The organism is Curtobacterium flaccumfaciens (genome assembly GCF_004361695.1).
GTDB classification, from domain to species: domain Bacteria; phylum Actinomycetota; class Actinomycetes; order Actinomycetales; family Microbacteriaceae; genus Curtobacterium; species Curtobacterium flaccumfaciens_B.
In genome coordinates this window covers 193,431-209,771 of the sequence record NZ_SNVW01000002.1, presented here as the reverse complement: position 1 = coordinate 209,771, position 16,341 = coordinate 193,431, and the positions used below count along the sequence as shown (strand labels likewise).

The 16,341-nt window shown below is 71.0% G+C and carries 13 protein-coding genes and 1 tRNA gene; 9 read left to right on the top strand and 5 right to left on the bottom strand.

What is annotated here, in order from left to right; translation table 11 throughout:
- Positions 1-62 precede the first annotated feature (62 nt).
- The 9 genes from EDF64_RS03670 to EDF64_RS03630 all read left to right on the top strand — a co-directional run bounded on the left by EDF64_RS03670 (position 63) and on the right by EDF64_RS03630 (position 10,358).
- Entirely contained in the window at positions 63-1,328 is a 1,266-nt protein-coding gene (locus EDF64_RS03670; protein WP_071290669.1) for an aspartate kinase, read from the top strand.
- Positions 1,329-1,345: 17 nt separating this feature from the next.
- A complete protein-coding gene (locus EDF64_RS03665) occupies positions 1,346-2,398 on the top strand; it encodes an aspartate-semialdehyde dehydrogenase (protein WP_133518734.1) in 1,053 nt (350 codons plus the stop codon).
- 111 nt (positions 2,399-2,509) lie between these two features.
- A complete protein-coding gene (locus EDF64_RS03660) occupies positions 2,510-3,997 on the top strand; it encodes a malate:quinone oxidoreductase (protein WP_133518733.1) in 1,488 nt (495 codons plus the stop codon).
- Between the two features lie 48 nt (positions 3,998-4,045).
- The gene (locus EDF64_RS03655) at positions 4,046-5,284 is read left to right on the top strand and encodes an Rv2578c family radical SAM protein (protein WP_133518732.1); all 1,239 of its coding nucleotides are present in this window, start codon (positions 4,046-4,048) and stop codon (positions 5,282-5,284) included.
- A gap of 157 nt (positions 5,285-5,441) precedes the next feature.
- Positions 5,442-6,677, top strand: a complete 1,236-nt coding sequence (locus tag EDF64_RS03650) for a sensor histidine kinase (RefSeq protein ID WP_133518731.1) — start codon at positions 5,442-5,444, stop codon at positions 6,675-6,677.
- Positions 6,674-7,849: a hypothetical protein gene (locus EDF64_RS03645; RefSeq protein ID WP_133518730.1), complete on the top strand. Its 1,176-nt coding sequence runs from the start codon at positions 6,674-6,676 to the stop codon at positions 7,847-7,849. Before EDF64_RS03650 ends, EDF64_RS03645 begins: the two co-directional genes overlap by 4 nt.
- Complete coding sequence (locus EDF64_RS03640; RefSeq protein ID WP_071290664.1) at positions 7,836-8,537, top strand: response regulator transcription factor; 702 nt, start codon at positions 7,836-7,838, stop codon at positions 8,535-8,537. The genes EDF64_RS03645 and EDF64_RS03640 overlap by 14 nt, the downstream gene beginning before the upstream one ends.
- Entirely contained in the window at positions 8,537-9,163 is a 627-nt protein-coding gene (locus tag EDF64_RS03635; RefSeq protein ID WP_133518729.1) for a thymidine kinase, read from the top strand. The genes EDF64_RS03640 and EDF64_RS03635 overlap by 1 nt, the downstream gene beginning before the upstream one ends.
- A 151-nt stretch (positions 9,164-9,314) precedes the next feature.
- On the top strand, positions 9,315-10,358 hold the full coding sequence (locus EDF64_RS03630; protein WP_133518728.1) for an LLM class flavin-dependent oxidoreductase: 1,044 nt from the start codon (positions 9,315-9,317) through the stop codon (positions 10,356-10,358).
- A gap of 375 nt (positions 10,359-10,733) precedes the next feature.
- Here EDF64_RS03630 and EDF64_RS03625 read toward each other — a convergent pair whose 3' ends face one another.
- The 5 genes from EDF64_RS03625 to EDF64_RS03605 form a co-directional block, all read right to left on the bottom strand.
- Complete coding sequence (locus EDF64_RS03625) at positions 10,734-11,432, bottom strand: response regulator transcription factor (RefSeq protein WP_133518727.1); 699 nt, start codon at positions 11,430-11,432, stop codon at positions 10,734-10,736.
- Positions 11,429-12,454: a sensor histidine kinase gene (locus tag EDF64_RS03620; protein WP_133518726.1), complete on the bottom strand. Its 1,026-nt coding sequence runs from the start codon at positions 12,452-12,454 to the stop codon at positions 11,429-11,431. The genes EDF64_RS03625 and EDF64_RS03620 overlap by 4 nt, the downstream gene beginning before the upstream one ends.
- A gap of 153 nt (positions 12,455-12,607) precedes the next feature.
- Positions 12,608-12,681, bottom strand: a tRNA-Pro gene (locus tag EDF64_RS03615).
- A 103-nt stretch (positions 12,682-12,784) separates the two neighbouring features.
- A complete protein-coding gene (locus EDF64_RS03610) occupies positions 12,785-13,741 on the bottom strand; it encodes a metallophosphoesterase (protein ID WP_133518725.1) in 957 nt (318 codons plus the stop codon).
- Positions 13,738-16,302 carry a transglycosylase domain-containing protein gene (locus EDF64_RS03605; protein ID WP_133518724.1) on the bottom strand — a complete coding sequence of 855 codons (2,565 nt, stop codon included), beginning with the start codon at positions 16,300-16,302 and terminating at the stop codon, positions 13,738-13,740. Before EDF64_RS03605 ends, EDF64_RS03610 begins: the two co-directional genes overlap by 4 nt.
- Positions 16,303-16,341: the final 39 nt, after the last annotated feature.

Below are 16,341 nucleotides of genomic sequence, written 5' to 3'. Positions count from 1 at the left end.
CCGACTACCATTGTCAGACCGCGTCACCCTCGCGGAACCGTCGTCCCCGGGAGTACCAGCCAGTGGCCCTGATCGTGCAGAAGTTCGGTGGATCGTCCGTCGCGGACGCCGAGAGCATCAAGCGCGTGGCGAAGCGGATCGTCCAGACGAAGAAGGCCGGCAACGACGTCGTCGTGGCCGTCTCGGCGATGGGCGACACCACCGACGAACTCGTCGACCTCGCGCACTCCGTGACGCCGATCCCCGCCGGTCGTGAGCTCGACATGCTGCTGACGGCGGGGGAGCGCATCTCGATGGCGCTCCTCGCGATGGCCATCAAGAGCCTCGGGGTCGAAGCGTCCTCGTACACCGGCAGCCAGGCCGGCATGCTCACCGACGCCCAGCACGGCAAGGCTCGCATCGTCGACGTCACCCCGAAGCGCGTGCGCGAGGCGCTCGACGCCGGGCACGTCGCGATCGTCGCCGGGTTCCAGGGCTTCAACCGCACCACCGGCGAGATCACCACGCTCGGGCGCGGTGGCTCGGACACGACCGCCGTCGCGCTCGCGGCCGCGCTCGACGCCGACATCTGCGAGATCTACACCGACGTCGACGGCATCTTCACCGCCGACCCCCGTGTGGTGCCGAAGGCGCAGAAGGTCGACCGCATCACCAGCGAGGAGATGCTGGAACTCGCAGCCTCGGGTGCGAAGGTCCTGTACATCCGCGCCGTCGAGTACGCCCGCCGGCACGGCGTCACCCTGCACGTCCGCTCGTCCTTCAGCAACGCCGAGGGAACCATCGTCTACAACCCTGCAGAGGGGGAAACCGTGGAAGAACCGATCATCACCGGGATCGCCGGAGACCTCTCCGAGGGCAAGATCACCGTCGTCGGCGTGCCCGACACCCCCGGCAAGGCGGCCGAGATCTTCACGATCGTCGCCCGCGCCGGCGCGAACATCGACATGATCGTGCAGAACGTGTCCGAGGCCGTGACCGGTCGCACGGACATCTCCTTCACGCTGCCGAAGGACCAGGGGCAGGGCGTCCTCACCGCGCTCGAGGTGGCGAAGGCCGACATCGGGTACGAGGGCATCCAGTACGACGACCAGATCGGCAAGCTGGCGCTGGTCGGTGCCGGCATGCGCACCAACGCCGGTGTCTCGGCGGCGCTCTTCCGTGCCCTGCACGAGGCGTCGATCAACATCGAGATGATCTCCACGTCGGAGATCCGCATCTCGGTCGTCACCCGAGCCGACACCCTCAACGAGGCGATGCGCGTCGTCCACAACGCGTTCGGTCTCGACGCCGACTCCGAGGCCGTCGTCTACGCCGGCACCGGCCGCTGAACGAGCAGGAGCAGTCCATGAGCACCCTCACCGTCGCCGTCGTCGGCGCCACCGGTCAGGTCGGCGCCGTGATGCGTCGTCTCCTCGAGGAGCGCGCGTTCCCCGCGGACCGCGTCCGGTTCTTCGCGAGCGCCCGGTCCGCCGGCACGACCCTGCCGTTCCGCGGCGAGGAGATCGTCGTCGAGGACTCCGAGCTCGCCGACCCGTCCGGCATCGACATCGCGCTGTTCTCGGCCGGTGCGACCGCGTCGCGTGCCCTCGCACCGAAGTTCGCCGCGGCCGGTGCACTGGTCGTCGACAACTCCAGCGCCTGGCGCATGGACCCCGAGGTCCCGCTCGTCGTGAGCGAGGTGAACCCGCACGCCATCGACCAGGCGCCGAAGGGCATCATCGCGAACCCGAACTGCACGACGATGGCGATCATGCCGGTCCTGAAGGTCCTCGACGCCGAGGCCGGGCTGCGTCGACTGGTCGCGACCACGTACCAGGCCGTCTCGGGCTCGGGGCTGGCCGGGGTCGAGGAACTCCTCGGCCAGGCGCGGGCCGCGCTCGAGCAGGACACTGCGGCGCTGACCCACGACGGCTCGGCCGTGACCTTCCCCGAGCCGGTCAAGTACGTCCGGCCGATCGCCTTCGACGTCGTGCCGCTCGCGGGCAGCATCGTCGACGACGGGCTGGGCGAGACCGACGAGGAGAAGAAACTCCGCAACGAGAGCCGCAAGATCCTCGAGCTCCCCGACCTGCTGGTCGCGGGCACGTGCGTGCGCGTGCCCGTCTTCACCGGACACTCGATCTCCATCAACGCCGAGTTCGACCGGCCGCTGACGCCGGCGCGGGCCACCGAGATCCTCGCCGACGCGCCGGGCGTGGAGCTGTCCGAGGTCCCGACGCCGCTGCAGGCCGCCGGGCAGGACCCGACCTTCGTCGGCCGGATCCGGGCCGACCAGTCCGCCCCCGAGGGCCACGGCCTGGCGCTCTTCGTCAGCAACGACAACCTCCGCAAGGGCGCCGCGCTGAACGCGGTGCAGATCGCCGAGGCGATCGTCGCGCGCCGGACGGTCGCCGTCTAGCGAGCGCACCAGCGCGACCCCCCACCGGACTGGAGGCGCGGTGCCAGCTGGCACCGCGCCTCCAGTCCGTCTGGTGGCAGCCTTGTCAGCCCGCGCCGCTAGGATCGACGGGTGGCAGTGAAGCAGGTGGACCCGATCGACGTCGTCCTGGTCGGGGGAGGGATCATGAGCGCCACGCTCGGCGCGATCATCCACCGGCTGGAGCCCAGCTGGAAGATCCGCGTGTACGAGCGTCTCGGCAGCGTCGCGCAGGAGAGCTCGAACCCGTGGAACAACGCGGGTACCGGCCACTCCGCGCTCTGCGAGCTGAACTACACGCCCGAGCTGCCCGACGGCCGCGTCGACATCGCGAAGGCCGTCACGGTCAACGAGCAGTTCCAGGTCTCCCGGCAGTTCTGGGCGCACCTCGTCGAGACCGGTGCGTTGCCCGAGCCGACGAACTTCATCAACCCGACGCCGCACATCTCCTTCGTCTGGGGCGCCGACAACGTCGAGTACATGCGCAAGCGGTACGAGGCGATGCGGGACCACCCGCTGTTCGCGGGCATCGAGTTCTCCGACGACCCGGTGCAGATCCGGCAGTGGGCACCCGCGCTCATCCCCGGTCGCAAGAAGGACCAGCCCATCGCGGCGACGTACTCGGCGGCCGGTTCCGACGTCGACTTCGGCTCGCTCACCCGGCAGCTGTTCGACCAGCTCGAGATCGACGGCGTCGAGTTCGAGCCGTCGCACCAGGTGACGAAGCTCACCCGGTCGAAGGTCAGCGAGGGCTGGGTCCTCGACGTCCGGAACGACGTGGGTCGCTCCACACAGCGCATCGCCGCGAAGTTCGTCTTCGTCGGCGCCGGTGGTGGGGCGCTGCACCTGCTGCAGAAGTCCGGCATCCCGGAGATCCGCGGGTACGGCGGGTTCCCGGTGTCCGGCGAGTTCCTCCGCACCGACGACCCCGAGGTCGTGCAGAAGCACTCGGCGAAGGTGTACGGCAAAGCGAGCGTCGGTGCACCGCCGATGTCCGTGCCGCACCTCGACACCCGCATCGTCGACGGCAACGCGTCGCTGATGTTCGGCCCGTACGCCGGGTTCAGCCCGAAGTTCCTCAAGCAGGGGTCGATCCTCGACCTGGTCAAGTCGATCCGGCCGCACAACCTCCGGCCGATGCTGAGCGTCGCGTTCTCGAACTTCGACCTCGTCCGGTACCTCATCGGACAGCTGCTCGCGTCGAAGCAGACGAAGTTCGACGCCCTGCGCGACTTCATGCCGAGCGCCGAGCCGGAGAACTGGCACCGGATCACGGCGGGGCAGCGCGTGCAGGTCATCAAGCCGGACAAGGCGAAGGGCGGCGTGCTGCAGTTCGGCACCGAGGTCATCACCTCGGCAGACGGGTCGATCGCCGGCCTCCTCGGTGCCAGCCCGGGGGCCTCGACCGCCGTGCCGATCATGCTGAGCATGCTGCAGAAGTGCTTCCCGGACCGCTGGGACCGCTGGGAGTCGGCGGTGCGCGTCATGGTGCCGACCTACGGGCAGGACCTCGGCAGCGACCCGGAGCTCGCGGACGAGACGCTCGAGCGCACGGCGAAGGTGCTCGGCCTGCACCACTGAGGCCGCTGTCGCCTTGCGCGTCGTTCGAACATGTGTTCGAATGACGGCATGCGGTGGAGTGGTCAGGCGATCGATGCGTCGCGGAGCGATGCGCTCCCCGGGATGGAGTCGAACAGCGGGTTCGTCCGCAGTGTGACGACGCCGGAGTTCGCGGACGTCACCTTCCACGAGGTCCTGGCGAAGAGCGCCCTGAACCGGGTGCCCGCGGCCGACGGCAGCGGCACCTACGGGTGGACGATCAACCCGTACCGCGGGTGCAGTCACGCGTGCGTGTACTGCTTCGCCCGCCCGACGCACACCTATCTCGAGTTCGACGGGGGAGCGGACTTCGACCAGCAGATCGTCGTGAAGACGAACGTGGCCGACGTCCTGCACCGCGAGCTCACGAAGCCGACCTGGGATCGGCACCCGGTCGCACTCGGCACCAACACCGACCCGTACCAGCGCGCCGAGGGCCGGTACCGCCTGATGCCCGGCGTGATCCGGGCCCTCGCCGAGTCCGGCACGCCGTTCAGCATCCTGACGAAGGGCACCCTGCTCCGCCGAGACCTGCCCCTGCTGGTCGAGGCCGCGAAGTCCGTGCCGGTCGACCTGGCGATGTCGATCGCCGTGTACGACGACGAGCTCCAGCAGCAGGTCGAGCCCGGCACCCCGACGACGGCCGCGCGGCTGGCGACGGTGCGGGCGATCCGCGATGCCGGGCTCGACTGCTCGGTGTTCCTCATGCCGGTCCTGCCGTACATCACGGACACCCGGGCGCACCTCGACGACGCCGTCGGTCGGGCTGCGGCTGCCGGGGCGTCGAGCGTCATGTACTCCGCCCTGCACCTGCGGCCCGGGGTGAAGCCGTGGTGGTTCGCGTGGCTCCAGCAGACCCGGCCCGACCTCGTCGCACGGTACCGGTCGATGTACCTCGACAACACCTACGCTCCGGCGGATTACCGGCGCTGGCTCACCGAGCGGATCCGGCCGATCCTGCGCGCGCACGGCCTCGGTCTCGGCCGGGTCGACCCGGCGACGGGCTCGATGGGCTTCTCGAACCGCGCCGGCGACCGTCCGAGCGTGCCGGCGGGTGCGACTGCGGGTGCAGGCACAGGCACAGGCACAGGCACACGCACAGGCGCGGGCACACGCGTGGGCACCGGCGCCGGCGACGGGCGGGACGGACGACCGGACCAGCTCGTCGAGCAGTCGGTGCCGGGCACGTCCCCGCTGAAGCGCGCCGACCCGGGCTTCGACCGGCGTCGCGAGCAGCCGGCGACCGTGGGTTCGCCGCGACTCTTCTGAGCACCCACCGGTCCGCGTTCGGGGGACAGCTGTAACGTCGCACTGCCGGTATCATCGAGCGGGTCGCCGATCGCCGAGTCATTCGGGGTACACGATCGCGCCAACGGTGGTTGGATCGTGGGCGGCGTTCCCAACCGTCCGGAAGGACCCTCCACTCGTGCTCGGCATCCCCACGCATCTCGCTCCGCGGGTCAACGCGTGGTCGACCGTGCGGGCCTTCCACGCGGCGGCGATCGGGTCGCTGGTCGCGGCGGCGATCACCCTCCTGCTCTTCCGTCTGGCCGACCCGGACGTCCGTGCCGTCGGCGCCGTGCTGGCCCTGGTGCCGATGCTCGGCATGATCGCGGTCCACGTGCAGTTCGGCACGTGGCGGTCCGCCGTCGCGTTCCTGGTCGTCGGCGGCGTCTGCTCCTGGTGGTTCGCGGTCGTGGTGCAGCGTGAGGTGCCGGCCGGCTGGGTCGGCTCGTACCTGCTGTCGCTGACGGTCATCCCGCTCGTGCTGGTCGGCGGCGCCGGGGCGGTCGCCGGCCGGGTGGTGCTGTGGTCCGTCGCCGGGTTCCTGGTCGGCCGCGTGGCGACGGCGATCGCCATCGCGCAGGAGGGCGGCCCCTCCCACCCGCTGGTGCTCGCGTGGATCACGCTCGCGTTCGTCATCGCCCTGGTGCTCTTCACCAGCCGGAACACCGCACGCTCAGAGCGCGTGCAGCCCGAGCTCCTGCGTTCCGCGCGTGAGGAGCACGTCTCGGCCTACCGCGCCGGGGTCGAGGCCGAGGCGGCGGCGATCCTGCACGACACGGTGCTCAACCACCTCGGCTCCATCGCGCTCGCACCGGCCGGACCGATGGACCCGCAGCTCGCGCGCACCGTCGAGGCGGACGTCGCGATGCTCACCGGAAAGGAGTGGCTCGCTCCGGAGACCCCGCCGGCGCGGTCCCGGCCAGGCGCCGCGGTGCAAGCGTTCGAGCGCATGGTCGACGAGCACCGGGCCGCCGGGCTCGACGTGACCGTCACCGGTGACCCCGCGGCGTTCACCCGGCTCGACCAGCCCGCGATGACCGCGGTGCTCCGTGCCGTGTCGCAGTGTCTGGCGAACGTCCACAAGCACGCAGGCGTGGACGCGGCCGAGGTCAGCGTGTTCGACGACGGCGTCGCGTGCACGGTGATGGTGGTGGACGACGGGCGCGGGTTCGTCGAGTCCGCGACGAGTCCGGACCGGATGGGGCTCCGTGGGTCCGTGCGGGAGCGCATCGCTCGTGTGGGTGGCGACGTCCAGGTGTGGTCGTCGCCGGGGTCCGGCACGAGCGTCATGATGTCGGTGCCCTACGGCGCGCTCACCGGGGCCGTCCCCGCGGTGCCTCCCATCGGCGACGACCGGAGCGAGGCCGACCGGTGACCCGCACGGCCCAGCAGTACGACCCGCTCGGCGCGATGGGGTCGCGCCCGCTCGCGATCGTCCTCGGCGCGGGCGGGGTCCTGTGGGCGCTCCTGGTGTCGGTGTTCAGCCGCGACGTCGTCGGCAGCCCGACGCTGAGCGCCCTGACGGTGCTGCTCGTGGCCGCCTCCGGAGCCGTCGTGTTCGTCGCCTCGAGCCCGTTCCGTGCGCCGTTCCCGCGGTGGGCGTTCGTCCTGCACGTGGCGCTCCTGGCCGCGGCGACCGTGGCGAGCGTCGCGGCGCAGTGGGGCCCGGACCGGAGCGCCCTCAACGACTTCATGACGCTGCTCGCGGCGACCGGCATCGTGATGACGGCCCCCTACCGGCCGTGGGTCGACCTGGCGGTGGGCGGGCTCGTGCTCGCGGTCGTCGCCGGCGTGACCGCGGGTGCGGCGGCGTCGGCGTTCCCGCACCACGTGCCGGTCGCCGTCGCCGCGTTCCTCGCCGCGGCCCCGACGCTCGTGCTGACCGCCGCGTCCGCGGTGTTCGCGTGGACGTTCGCGGGCCTCGCCGAACGGGTGCAGATCCGTGCCGGGTCGTACTCGGTCGAGCGCGCCGAGCGGGACGGCATCGCGGCGAGCGTGCAGCACGACCGGTCGACGATCCTCGCGCGCGACGTCGCTCCGTTCTTCGCCGAGCTCCGCACGAAGGACGTCATCACCGACGCGGACCGCGCGCGGGCACGGGCGATCGCGGACGGCATCCGCCGCTCGATGGTCGCCGACGCCGACCGCACCTGGTTCGAGCAGGCCGTGACCGTCGACGGGGGCGGCAAGGCCCAGGTCGACGACCCGGACGGCCTCATCGCCACGCTGGACGTCGACCAGCGGACGGTGCTCCGGACGTTCGTCCGTGCCGCGCTCCGGGCCCCCGCCGTGGACCCGGCAGGCTTCCGCGCCACGATCCGCCCGGCCGGGGCCGACGGCACCCCACGCGACACCGACGACACCGACGACACCGACGCCAGCCGCCGCGTCGCGGTCGCCATCGACCTGGCCGTCGCCGCCTCCGACGTCGGCATCCACCGCACCTTCGACCCGTACTTCGCGGTCCTCCGCGTGACGTTCCCCGATCTGGACGTCGCCGTGCGACCCTCCGCCCTCGCATTAAGGTTCTCCTATGACCAGCACTGACCCGAGCCGGATCACGGAGGGCACGCCCGCCCTGCCGAACCCGGGGACACGACGCGTGCGGCTGGCGATCCTGGACGACCACGAAGTGCTGTTGGACAGCCTGTCGAGCTGGATCGCGGTGAACGCCTTCGACTTCGACCTGGCCCTGACCGCCCACACGTGGCTCGAGATGGTGCACAGCGAGAACTTCCCGACCGACCTCGTCTTCCTCGACTTCCAGCTCAAGGAGCCCGTCTCGATCGAGGCCCGCGTGCGCACCTGCCGTGCCGCCGGCGCGAAGGTGATCGTCCTGTCGAGCGTCGACAGCCGTGAGTCCCGCGACCGCGCACTGGCCGCCGGCGCCGCCGCGTTCCTGTCGAAGTCGCTGCCGATGCGCGAGGTCATGGACGTCGCCCGCGAGATCATGGGCGTCGCCCGCGAGACCCCGCCGCAGCGCGACTGGCGCCCGCTGCCGACCGGGGCGAACGCGCACCAGCGGCCGAAGCTCAGCCACGGCGAGGAAGAGGCGCTGCGCCTGTACGTGTCCGGCTACTCGACGAACGAGGTCGCCGCGCAGATGAACGTGCAGTACGAGACCGCGAAGACCTACCTGCGTCGCGTGCGCGAGAAGTACAGCAAGGTCGGGCGTCCGGCGTCGAAGAAGTCCGACCTCATCCGTCGTGCCGCTGAGGACGGGTTCCTCGCGTAGTGGCGAAGCTCTACTTTCGCTACGGCGCGATGAACAGCGGCAAGAGCACGGGGCTCCTGCAGGCTGCCTACAACTACGAGGAGCGGGGCCACCGGGTCCTGCTCGCGAAGCCCTCGGTGGACACCAAGGGCGACCGTGAGATCGTCTCGCGGCTCGGGGTGACCCGGACGGTCGACATCGTGTTCGGCCCCGACGCCGACGTCCGCGCCGCGGTCACCGAGGCCGGCGCGACCGACCCCGAGTCCGAGCGGCTCGACGGCATGGTCCGTCCGGTGAGCTGCGTGCTCGTCGACGAGGCGCAGTTCCTGACGCCCCGTCAGGTGGACGACTTGCTCCGGATCGCCGTCCTCGACGAGGTCCCGGTGATCACCTACGGCATCCGCACCGACTTCCGCACCGAGGCGTTCCCCGGCAGTGCCCGCCTGCTCGAGGTCGCGCACTCCCTCGAGGAGCTCAAGACGATCTGCCGGTGCGGCCGCAAGGCCGTGTTCAACGCCCGCAAGGTGGACGGGCGGTTCGTCTTCGACGGCTCCCAGGTCGCCATCGACGGCGTCGACGTCACGTACGAGTCCCTCTGCGCGAACTGCTACCTGACGGAGTCCGGCGGCCGCCTCGACGGCGACTGACGCCCCGTCCGGTCGACGCAGGTCGCCCCGTGGGTCGCGCTGTGCAGACGCGACCGTCTGACGGCCTGGAGGCGCGGTGCGGGGCCGCCACGCGCCTCCAGTCCGTCAGGCGGTCCGGAATGACGGTGCGCCGGTGGGTGTTGGTGACCACATGAGCGACGCATCCGTGCACTTGTCCGTCCTCGACCTCGCGACGCGCGAGTACGGCCAGTCCAACACCGAGGCCCTGCAGGGCTCCATCGACATGGCGGTGCACGCCGAGAAGCTCGGCTACGAACGCTTCTGGGTCGCCGAGCACCACGGCATGCCGGGCATCACGTCCTCCGCGCCGGCGGTGCTCCTCAGCGCCGTCGGAGCCGCGACGTCCACGATCCGGATCGGGTCCGGCGGCGTCATGCTGCCGAACCACGCACCGCTCGTGATCGCGGAGCAGTTCGGCACGCTCCGGGCGCTCTACGGCGACCGCGTCGACCTGGGGCTCGGACGTGCACCCGGCACCGACGGCGCGACCGCGATGGCGCTCCGCCGCACCGACCGCCTCGACGTCGACGACTTCCCGGACCGTCTCGCCGACCTGATCGGGTTCTTCACCGGCATGTCCTCGGACAACCCGTTGTCGGGCATCCGCGCGGTGCCGGGCTACGGCGACGTGCCGGAGTTCTGGCTGCTCGGGTCCTCCGGGTACAGCGCACAGGTCGCCGGGGCGCTCGGCGTCTCCTTCGCCTTCGCGCACCACTTCGCCTCGGACAACACCGAGGCGGCGCTCGCGCTGTACCGCGACTCGTTCCGGCCCTCGCGCTTCCGCCAGACGCCGAACGCACTGATCGGCGTGCAGGTCGTCACCGACGAGGACCCCGCCGTGATCGAGGAGCAGTCGGCTCCGGGCATGATCTCGTTCATCCGGATGCGGCAGGGCGCGAAGCCCGAGCCGGTCTCGATGGAGGAGGCGCGGGCGTACGAGTTCTCGGACCTCGAGCGGCGGTTCATCGCGGCCCGCACCGAGCGGCAGGCGTACGGCTCCGCCGACGAGGTCGCGGACAAGATCAACGCCCTCGTGGCCTCCACGGGGGCCGACGGCGTGATCGTGGCGCCGGGTGCTGCGCAGGCGCGCTACCGGCACCAGGCGCTCGACGTCGTCGCGGGGCTGCACGCCGCCGGGCGGCTCGTGCCCGCGGGGGCGGGCGCCGCGGTCTAGCGGGGCGGGGGCGGCGGCGGCGCGCTCGCGCGCGGCGCTGGCTCGCGGCGCTCGCTCGCGCCTGCCGGCGCGGCTCCGTTGGCGTTCGCACAACCGAAGTCGCGCCGAACCGCGGCAGCGCGCGGTTCGGGATGACTTCGGTTGTGCGGGCGGTCGGCCGCCCGCGGGGCGGTCCGCCGGGCGGCGTCGCGGTGCCCGCGCGGGGCTCGCTCGCGCCCGCCGGCGCGGTTCCGTTGGCGTTCGCACAACCGAAGTCGCGCCGAACCGCGGCAACGCACGGCTCGGGAAGACTTCCGTTGTGCGGACCGTCGGCCGCCCGCGGGGCGGTCCGCGGCCGGCGGCCGGGCGGCCCGCCGGCCGCCGGCCGGCGGCTGGCTACGCCAGCAGGCCGAGGCGGGTCGCGGCGGCGACCGCGGCCACGCGGGAGCCCACGTCGAGCTTCCGGAACACGTTGTACACGTGGCGCTTCACCGTGCCGATCGCCAGCCCGAGGTCCGTAGCGATCTCGGCGTTCGAGCGCGCGGCCGCCACGAGGCGCAGGACCTCGAGTTCGCGATCACTCAGCGGCGTGCCCGCCCGCGCCTCGGTGACGAGGTCGATCGGGAACGTGACCGGCGCCGCGTCCGCGCTGGTGGCCCGGACGATCCGGTCGACGAGTTCGCGGCTCGGGGTGTCCTTCGTCACGAAGTCCACCGCGCCGGCGTCGAGCAGGGCCCGACGCAGCACGGCGTCACGGTGCATGGTGAGCACCACGACGGCAAGTCCAGGGTGGTTCCGTCGCACCGTCGCGATCGTGGTGCGCGCCGGCGGTCCGTCGAGCTCGACATCCAGGAGCAGGACGTCGATCGCCGCGGCCTCGGGGGAGTCGAGCACGTCGGACGGGCGCTCCCCGTGCGCGACCACGCGGATGGTGGGCACGGCGGACAGGATCGTCGCGAGCCCCTCGCGGAAGAGCCGGTGGTCGTCGACGATCGCGACGTGCGTGACGGTGGTCACCCTCGCGGCCCCGGTGGCCCCGGTGGCCTGGACGGTGGCGCCGGCGGTGGTGCCGGCGGTGGCGCTGTCGGTGGTCACATCGAGCCCTTCGGGACGGTGAGGCGGACGGTCGTGCCGGCACCGGGAGCGCTCTCGACGTCGAGCACGGCGCCGATGACCGCGGCGCGTTCACGCATCGTGTGCTGACCGAGGCGGCCGTCCGGACGACGGCTCGCGTCGAACCCGGGACCGTCGTCGACGACGGAGACGACCACGTCGACGTCGGACCAGGTGAACTCCACCCGGCACCGGGAGCCCCGGGCGTGCTTCCGGCGGTTGGTGAGCGCCTCGAGCACGATGGTCAGGGCCTCTTCGGACTTCCAGTTCGGCAGCGTCGCCGGGGACCCCGTGGTCGTGACCGTCAGCCGCTCGTCGTCGGGGAACAGATCGGCGACGTGCCGGCGGACGGCGTCGTCGAGCAGGTCGTCACCGACGCGGGCGTGCAGGGCGACGGCGAGGTCCTGCACATCGGCGAGGGCACCGCGGAGCAGCCGTCCTGCGGCCTCCAGCTGCTCCGTGCGGTCGTCGGCGGGTGGATCGGTCAGCAGCACCAGGTCGAGCCGCTGCAGACCGGCCAGCACGCCGTGGGCGACGCGGTCGTGCAGGTCCCGCGCGATCCGGGTACGGGAGTCGAGGTTCGCGGTCGTCACGCGCTGCCGGAGGGCCTCGGTGTACGCGATCGCCCCGGCGGGGAAGCGGCTCCAGATCGCGGCGTGGAGGGCCCGGGTGGCGCGGAGGACCTCGTCCGTGGTGGTGGCGTGCACCTCGTCGACGAACACCGGCAGGTAGGCGTCGTAGAGGACCTCTGCCGCGAGCATCGCACCGGCCGGGTGCTGCGCGTGCTCGGCGTGCAGTGCGCCCGTCGCGAGGTGGGCAGGGTCGAGGTAGCGGTCGCTGACGACACTGCCGTCGGCACCGTCCGCGTACCGCTCGTGCGCCTCGGCGACCATCGACGTGACGTTCTCGAGCAGGTTCTGCGCGAGGACCGGGTCGTGGGCGAGCTCGGGGAACCGGGCGCCGATCTGCGTCAGGACGGCGGTCAGCGGTGCGGGGATCTCCATGGCGTCCCGAGCGTATCCCGGCCCGGTCGCTCCCCAGTGTGGACGACGACCGCATGTGTCCACGGGCACACGACGGCATGGGAACCGGGGCACAAAGCAGTAGGCCCTGGTTCCGGAGAACCAGGGCCTACTTCGTACTGTCTCAACACAGTGTCGGGGTGACAGGATTTGAACCTGCGACCTCCTCGTCCCGAACGAGGCGCGCTACCAAGCTGCGCCACACCCCGCGGTGTGGTCACTCCGTACCGGAGCAACCCCAGAAGTCTATCCGATGATCCGGTGTGGTCGTGACCATCGGGCGAACTCCCGGGCGCGTCGTACCGGGGTGCCTCAGTCGGTCCGCGCCGTCAGGGTGACGACCACGGCTTCGGGACGGCAGGCGAACCGGACGGGCGCGTAGATCGACGTGCCGAGGCCCGCCGAGACCTCGAGCCACGACCACTGCCCGCGGTGCTGCCACTTGTGCAGGCCGCTGACGTACCGTCGCGGCAGGTCGCAGTTGGTCACGAGGGCACCGACGCCCGGCACCTGCACCTGTCCGCCGTGGGTGTGTCCGGCGAACACGATGTCGGCACCCTGGGTGACGAAGGCGTCGAGCACCCGGCGGTAGGGCGCGTGCGTGATGCCGATCGCGACGGGGGAGGGGCCGTCCTCGTCCTCCGACCACGGCACGTCGCTGCGCATCTCGTCGACGTTCGTGGGCAGCAGGTCGAGCCGGTCCCAGTCACGGTGGGCGTCCGAGGTGCCGAACAGCTCGAACCGCGATCCGCGGAGCTCGATCGCGTGCGCCTGGTCGTTCACGTCGAGCCACCCCAGCGACTCGAAGAACGCGGTCTGGCGGTCGATGTCGAGCTCGACCGCGCGGTGACCGGGGTGGTGCCGGCTCGGGCCGGAGAAGTACTTGAACGGGTTCCGCGGCGTCGGGCCGTAGAAGTCGTTCGAGCCGTACGCGAACGCTCCCGGGACACCGCGGAACGGCTCGAGTGCGTACTCGACCGCGGCGTTGGCCGTCGGGTGTCCGAGGTTGTCCCCGGTGTTCACGACGAAGTCCGGCTCGACGAGGCTCAGGTCGCGGAGCCACTGCTGCTTGTCCGCCTGCCACGGCGCCATGTGGATGTCCGAGAGGTGCAGGACCGTCACGTCGCGCGACCCCGGCGGGAGGACCGGGACGGTCTCCCACCGGATGCCGAAGCGACGCCGTTCGACGAGCGTGCCCCAGGCAGCCGTCGCGGCGCCCACGGCCGCGCCCGCTGCGACGATGCCGAGCGCGGCGCGACCGCGGGTCACTTGCAGTCCTTGGGCGCCTTGCCGTTCTTGTCGCCGAACAGCGTGACCGACACCGTGGTGTCCTTGCTCGTGTTCGTCCCGGCGCCCGGGTCGACCGAGGCGACGGTGCACTGGTTGTCGCCGTTGCCCTTCTGGAACGAATCGGCGACGGCGATCTTCGTGAAGCCGGCGGCACCGATGTCCTTGCGGGCGTCCTGCACGCTCTTGCCGGTCACCGCGGGCACGGTCGCCTGGGATCCGTCGGAGGTGTACACCGTGACGCTCGAGCCGGTCGACAGCAGCGCACCGGCTGCCGGCGAGGTCGACGACACCGTGCCGGCAGCGCCGCCGCCCGGCTGGGTCCCGCCGTCGACGTAGGTGAAGCCGGCACCCGCGAGCACCGAGCGTGCCTCGTCCGTCGTCTTGCCGGCGACCGAGGGGACGTTGACGCTGTTGCCGCGGAGCGCGGTCGACGACGGGGTCGGGAACGGGTCCGCCGGGTGGAGCTGGTTGATCGGGGTCATCGCCTGCTGCCAGACGTGCGCACGCTGCGAGGCGTACGAGCCGTAGCCCGCTCCGGAGTAGTAGTGCCGGAGGTTGGTCTTGGCGCCGTCCGTGTTGCCCTGCCAGTACGCCGTGGCGACCTTGGAGCTGGCACCGACGAGCCAGATCTGGTCGGCGTCGTCGGTGGTACCCGTCTTCGCGAACAGCTGCGTGCCGTCGGCGGTCTGGGCGCCGACCGCGGTGCCGTACTGGATGGTGCCGCGCAGGGCGTACGCGGCGGTCGCCGCGACGCTCGGGTCGAGCACCTGCTTGCACTGCTTCGGCTGACCGCCGAGGTCCTTGCCGGCGGCGTTGGTGATCTTGTCGATCGCGATCGGCGAGCAGTACGTGCCGTTGTTCGCGATGGTCGCGTAGGCGGAGGCCATCGTCAGCGGCGCGATGTTGTTCGTGCCGAGGATCGAGGACGGGTACGCGTTCAGCTCGGTCTTCTCGTCGGCCGAGTGGACGCCGAGGTCCTGCGCGGTCTGCCGGATGTCGCACAGGTCGAGCTTCGCCGCCATCGACGCGAACGCCGCGTTCACGGAGAGCGCGGTGGCACGGGCCACGGTGAACATGCCGTTCTCACCCGCGGAGTCGTTCTTCGGCGCCCAGGCCGAGTTGATCGTCTCCTTGCACTGCGTCCACTGCGAGGTGTTGTGCGGTGTCCCGTTGACGCTCTCGCTGAGCCCGTGGCCGGCCTTCAGCCAGTCGAGCAGGGTGAACACCTTGTACGTCGATCCCACCTGGAAACCGATGGACCCGCCGTACTCCTTGTCCACGCTGTAGTTGATCGAGGTGGAGCTCGGCGGCGACTGCAGGGACTGGTCGTAGTCCTTGTTCTGGGCCATCGTGAGGATGCGCCCGGTCGTCGTCTCGACCGAGTTGAGGGCACCGCCGAGCTGCAGGCGGGTCTCCGTCTTCGGGTCGTAGGTGTTCAGCAGGTCCTTCTGCTGCCCGTTCAGGTTGATGTCGAGGGTGGTCTGGATCTTGTAGCCACCGTTGCGCCACGCGGTGGCGCGGGCCTTGTCGGAGCTGCCCAGCTGGGACATCTGCTTGACGACCTTCACCGCGTAGTCGCAGAAGAACTGCGCGCCGTTGCCGGCCGCCGACTGGCAGCCCTGCTTCGGCTCGGTGAGGTGGACGTAGTCCTTCGGGCTCGACGCGACGGCCTTGTCGTAGTCGGCCTTCGTCAGGTGCTTCTGCGCGTACATCGACTTGAGGATGACGTTGCGTCGCGCGACGTTGGCCTCGTAGTACTTCGGGTTCGACAGGTTGCGCGTGTTCGGGGACTGCACGATCGCCAGGATCGAGGCTGCCTCGGCCGGGGTGAGGTCGGTGGCGCTCTTGTTGTAGTAGTGCTGCGCGGCGGCCTGCACGCCGTAGGTCTGGTCGCCGAAGTACGCGATGTTGAGGTACCCGGTCAGGATCTCCTTGTGGGTGTACTTCTTCGCGAGGCCGATCGCGAGCTTCATCTCCTCGAGCTTGCGGGGGATGGTCTGCTCGACGGCGTCGTTGTACGCCTTGAGACGCTCTTCCTGCGTGGGGAGCTCGAGCGCCTGGTTCATCTTGATGTTGCGGACGAGCTGCATCGTCAGGGTCGAGCCACCGCCGGACTCGCCGAGCCCGCCGGCGAGCGAACCGACGCCCGCGCGGACGAGCGAGGTCACGTCGACGCCGCCGTGGTCGTAGAAGCGCTTGTCCTCGCCGTCGATCGCCGCGTTCTTCAGCTGGTCGCTGATCTGGTCGAACTTCAGCTCTTCGCGGTTCTGGTCGTAGACCGTCGCGAGCTTGACGGGCTTGCCGTTCGAGTACGCGTACAGCTCGTTGCGCTGCGGGAGGTCACCGATCTCGATGTACTCCGGCAGGGACTCGAACACGCCGATCGTCGAGGTGGTCGTGACACCGGCGACCGCGATCGCCGGGGTGACACCGATCGTGACGAGCAGGCCGGCGAGCACGCTGAAACCGACGAAACCGACGAAGGCGCCGACTGCAGAGACGGGCTTGGTCCGCGAGGCAGACGTCTTCTGGGCAGACATAGGATGCAGCCTAAACGACACCCCCGACTGAAAGGCTGG

What these genes read in the sequence shown, in the direction of transcription:
- EDF64_RS03665 (WP_133518734.1), top strand. Translation starts at nt 1,346, where the DNA reads ATGAGCACCCTCACCGTCGCCGTCGTCGGCGCCACCGGTCAGGTCGGC.
- EDF64_RS03630 (WP_133518728.1), top strand. Translation starts at nt 9,315, where the DNA reads ATGAGCGACGCATCCGTGCACTTGTCCGTCCTCGACCTCGCGACGCGC.
- EDF64_RS03620 (WP_133518726.1), bottom strand. Translation starts at nt 12,454, where the DNA reads ATGGAGATCCCCGCACCGCTGACCGCCGTCCTGACGCAGATCGGCGCC.
- EDF64_RS03655 (WP_133518732.1), top strand. Translation starts at nt 4,046, where the DNA reads ATGCGGTGGAGTGGTCAGGCGATCGATGCGTCGCGGAGCGATGCGCTC.
- EDF64_RS03605 (WP_133518724.1), bottom strand. Translation starts at nt 16,302, where the DNA reads ATGTCTGCCCAGAAGACGTCTGCCTCGCGGACCAAGCCCGTCTCTGCA.
- EDF64_RS03640 (WP_071290664.1), top strand. Translation starts at nt 7,836, where the DNA reads ATGACCAGCACTGACCCGAGCCGGATCACGGAGGGCACGCCCGCCCTG.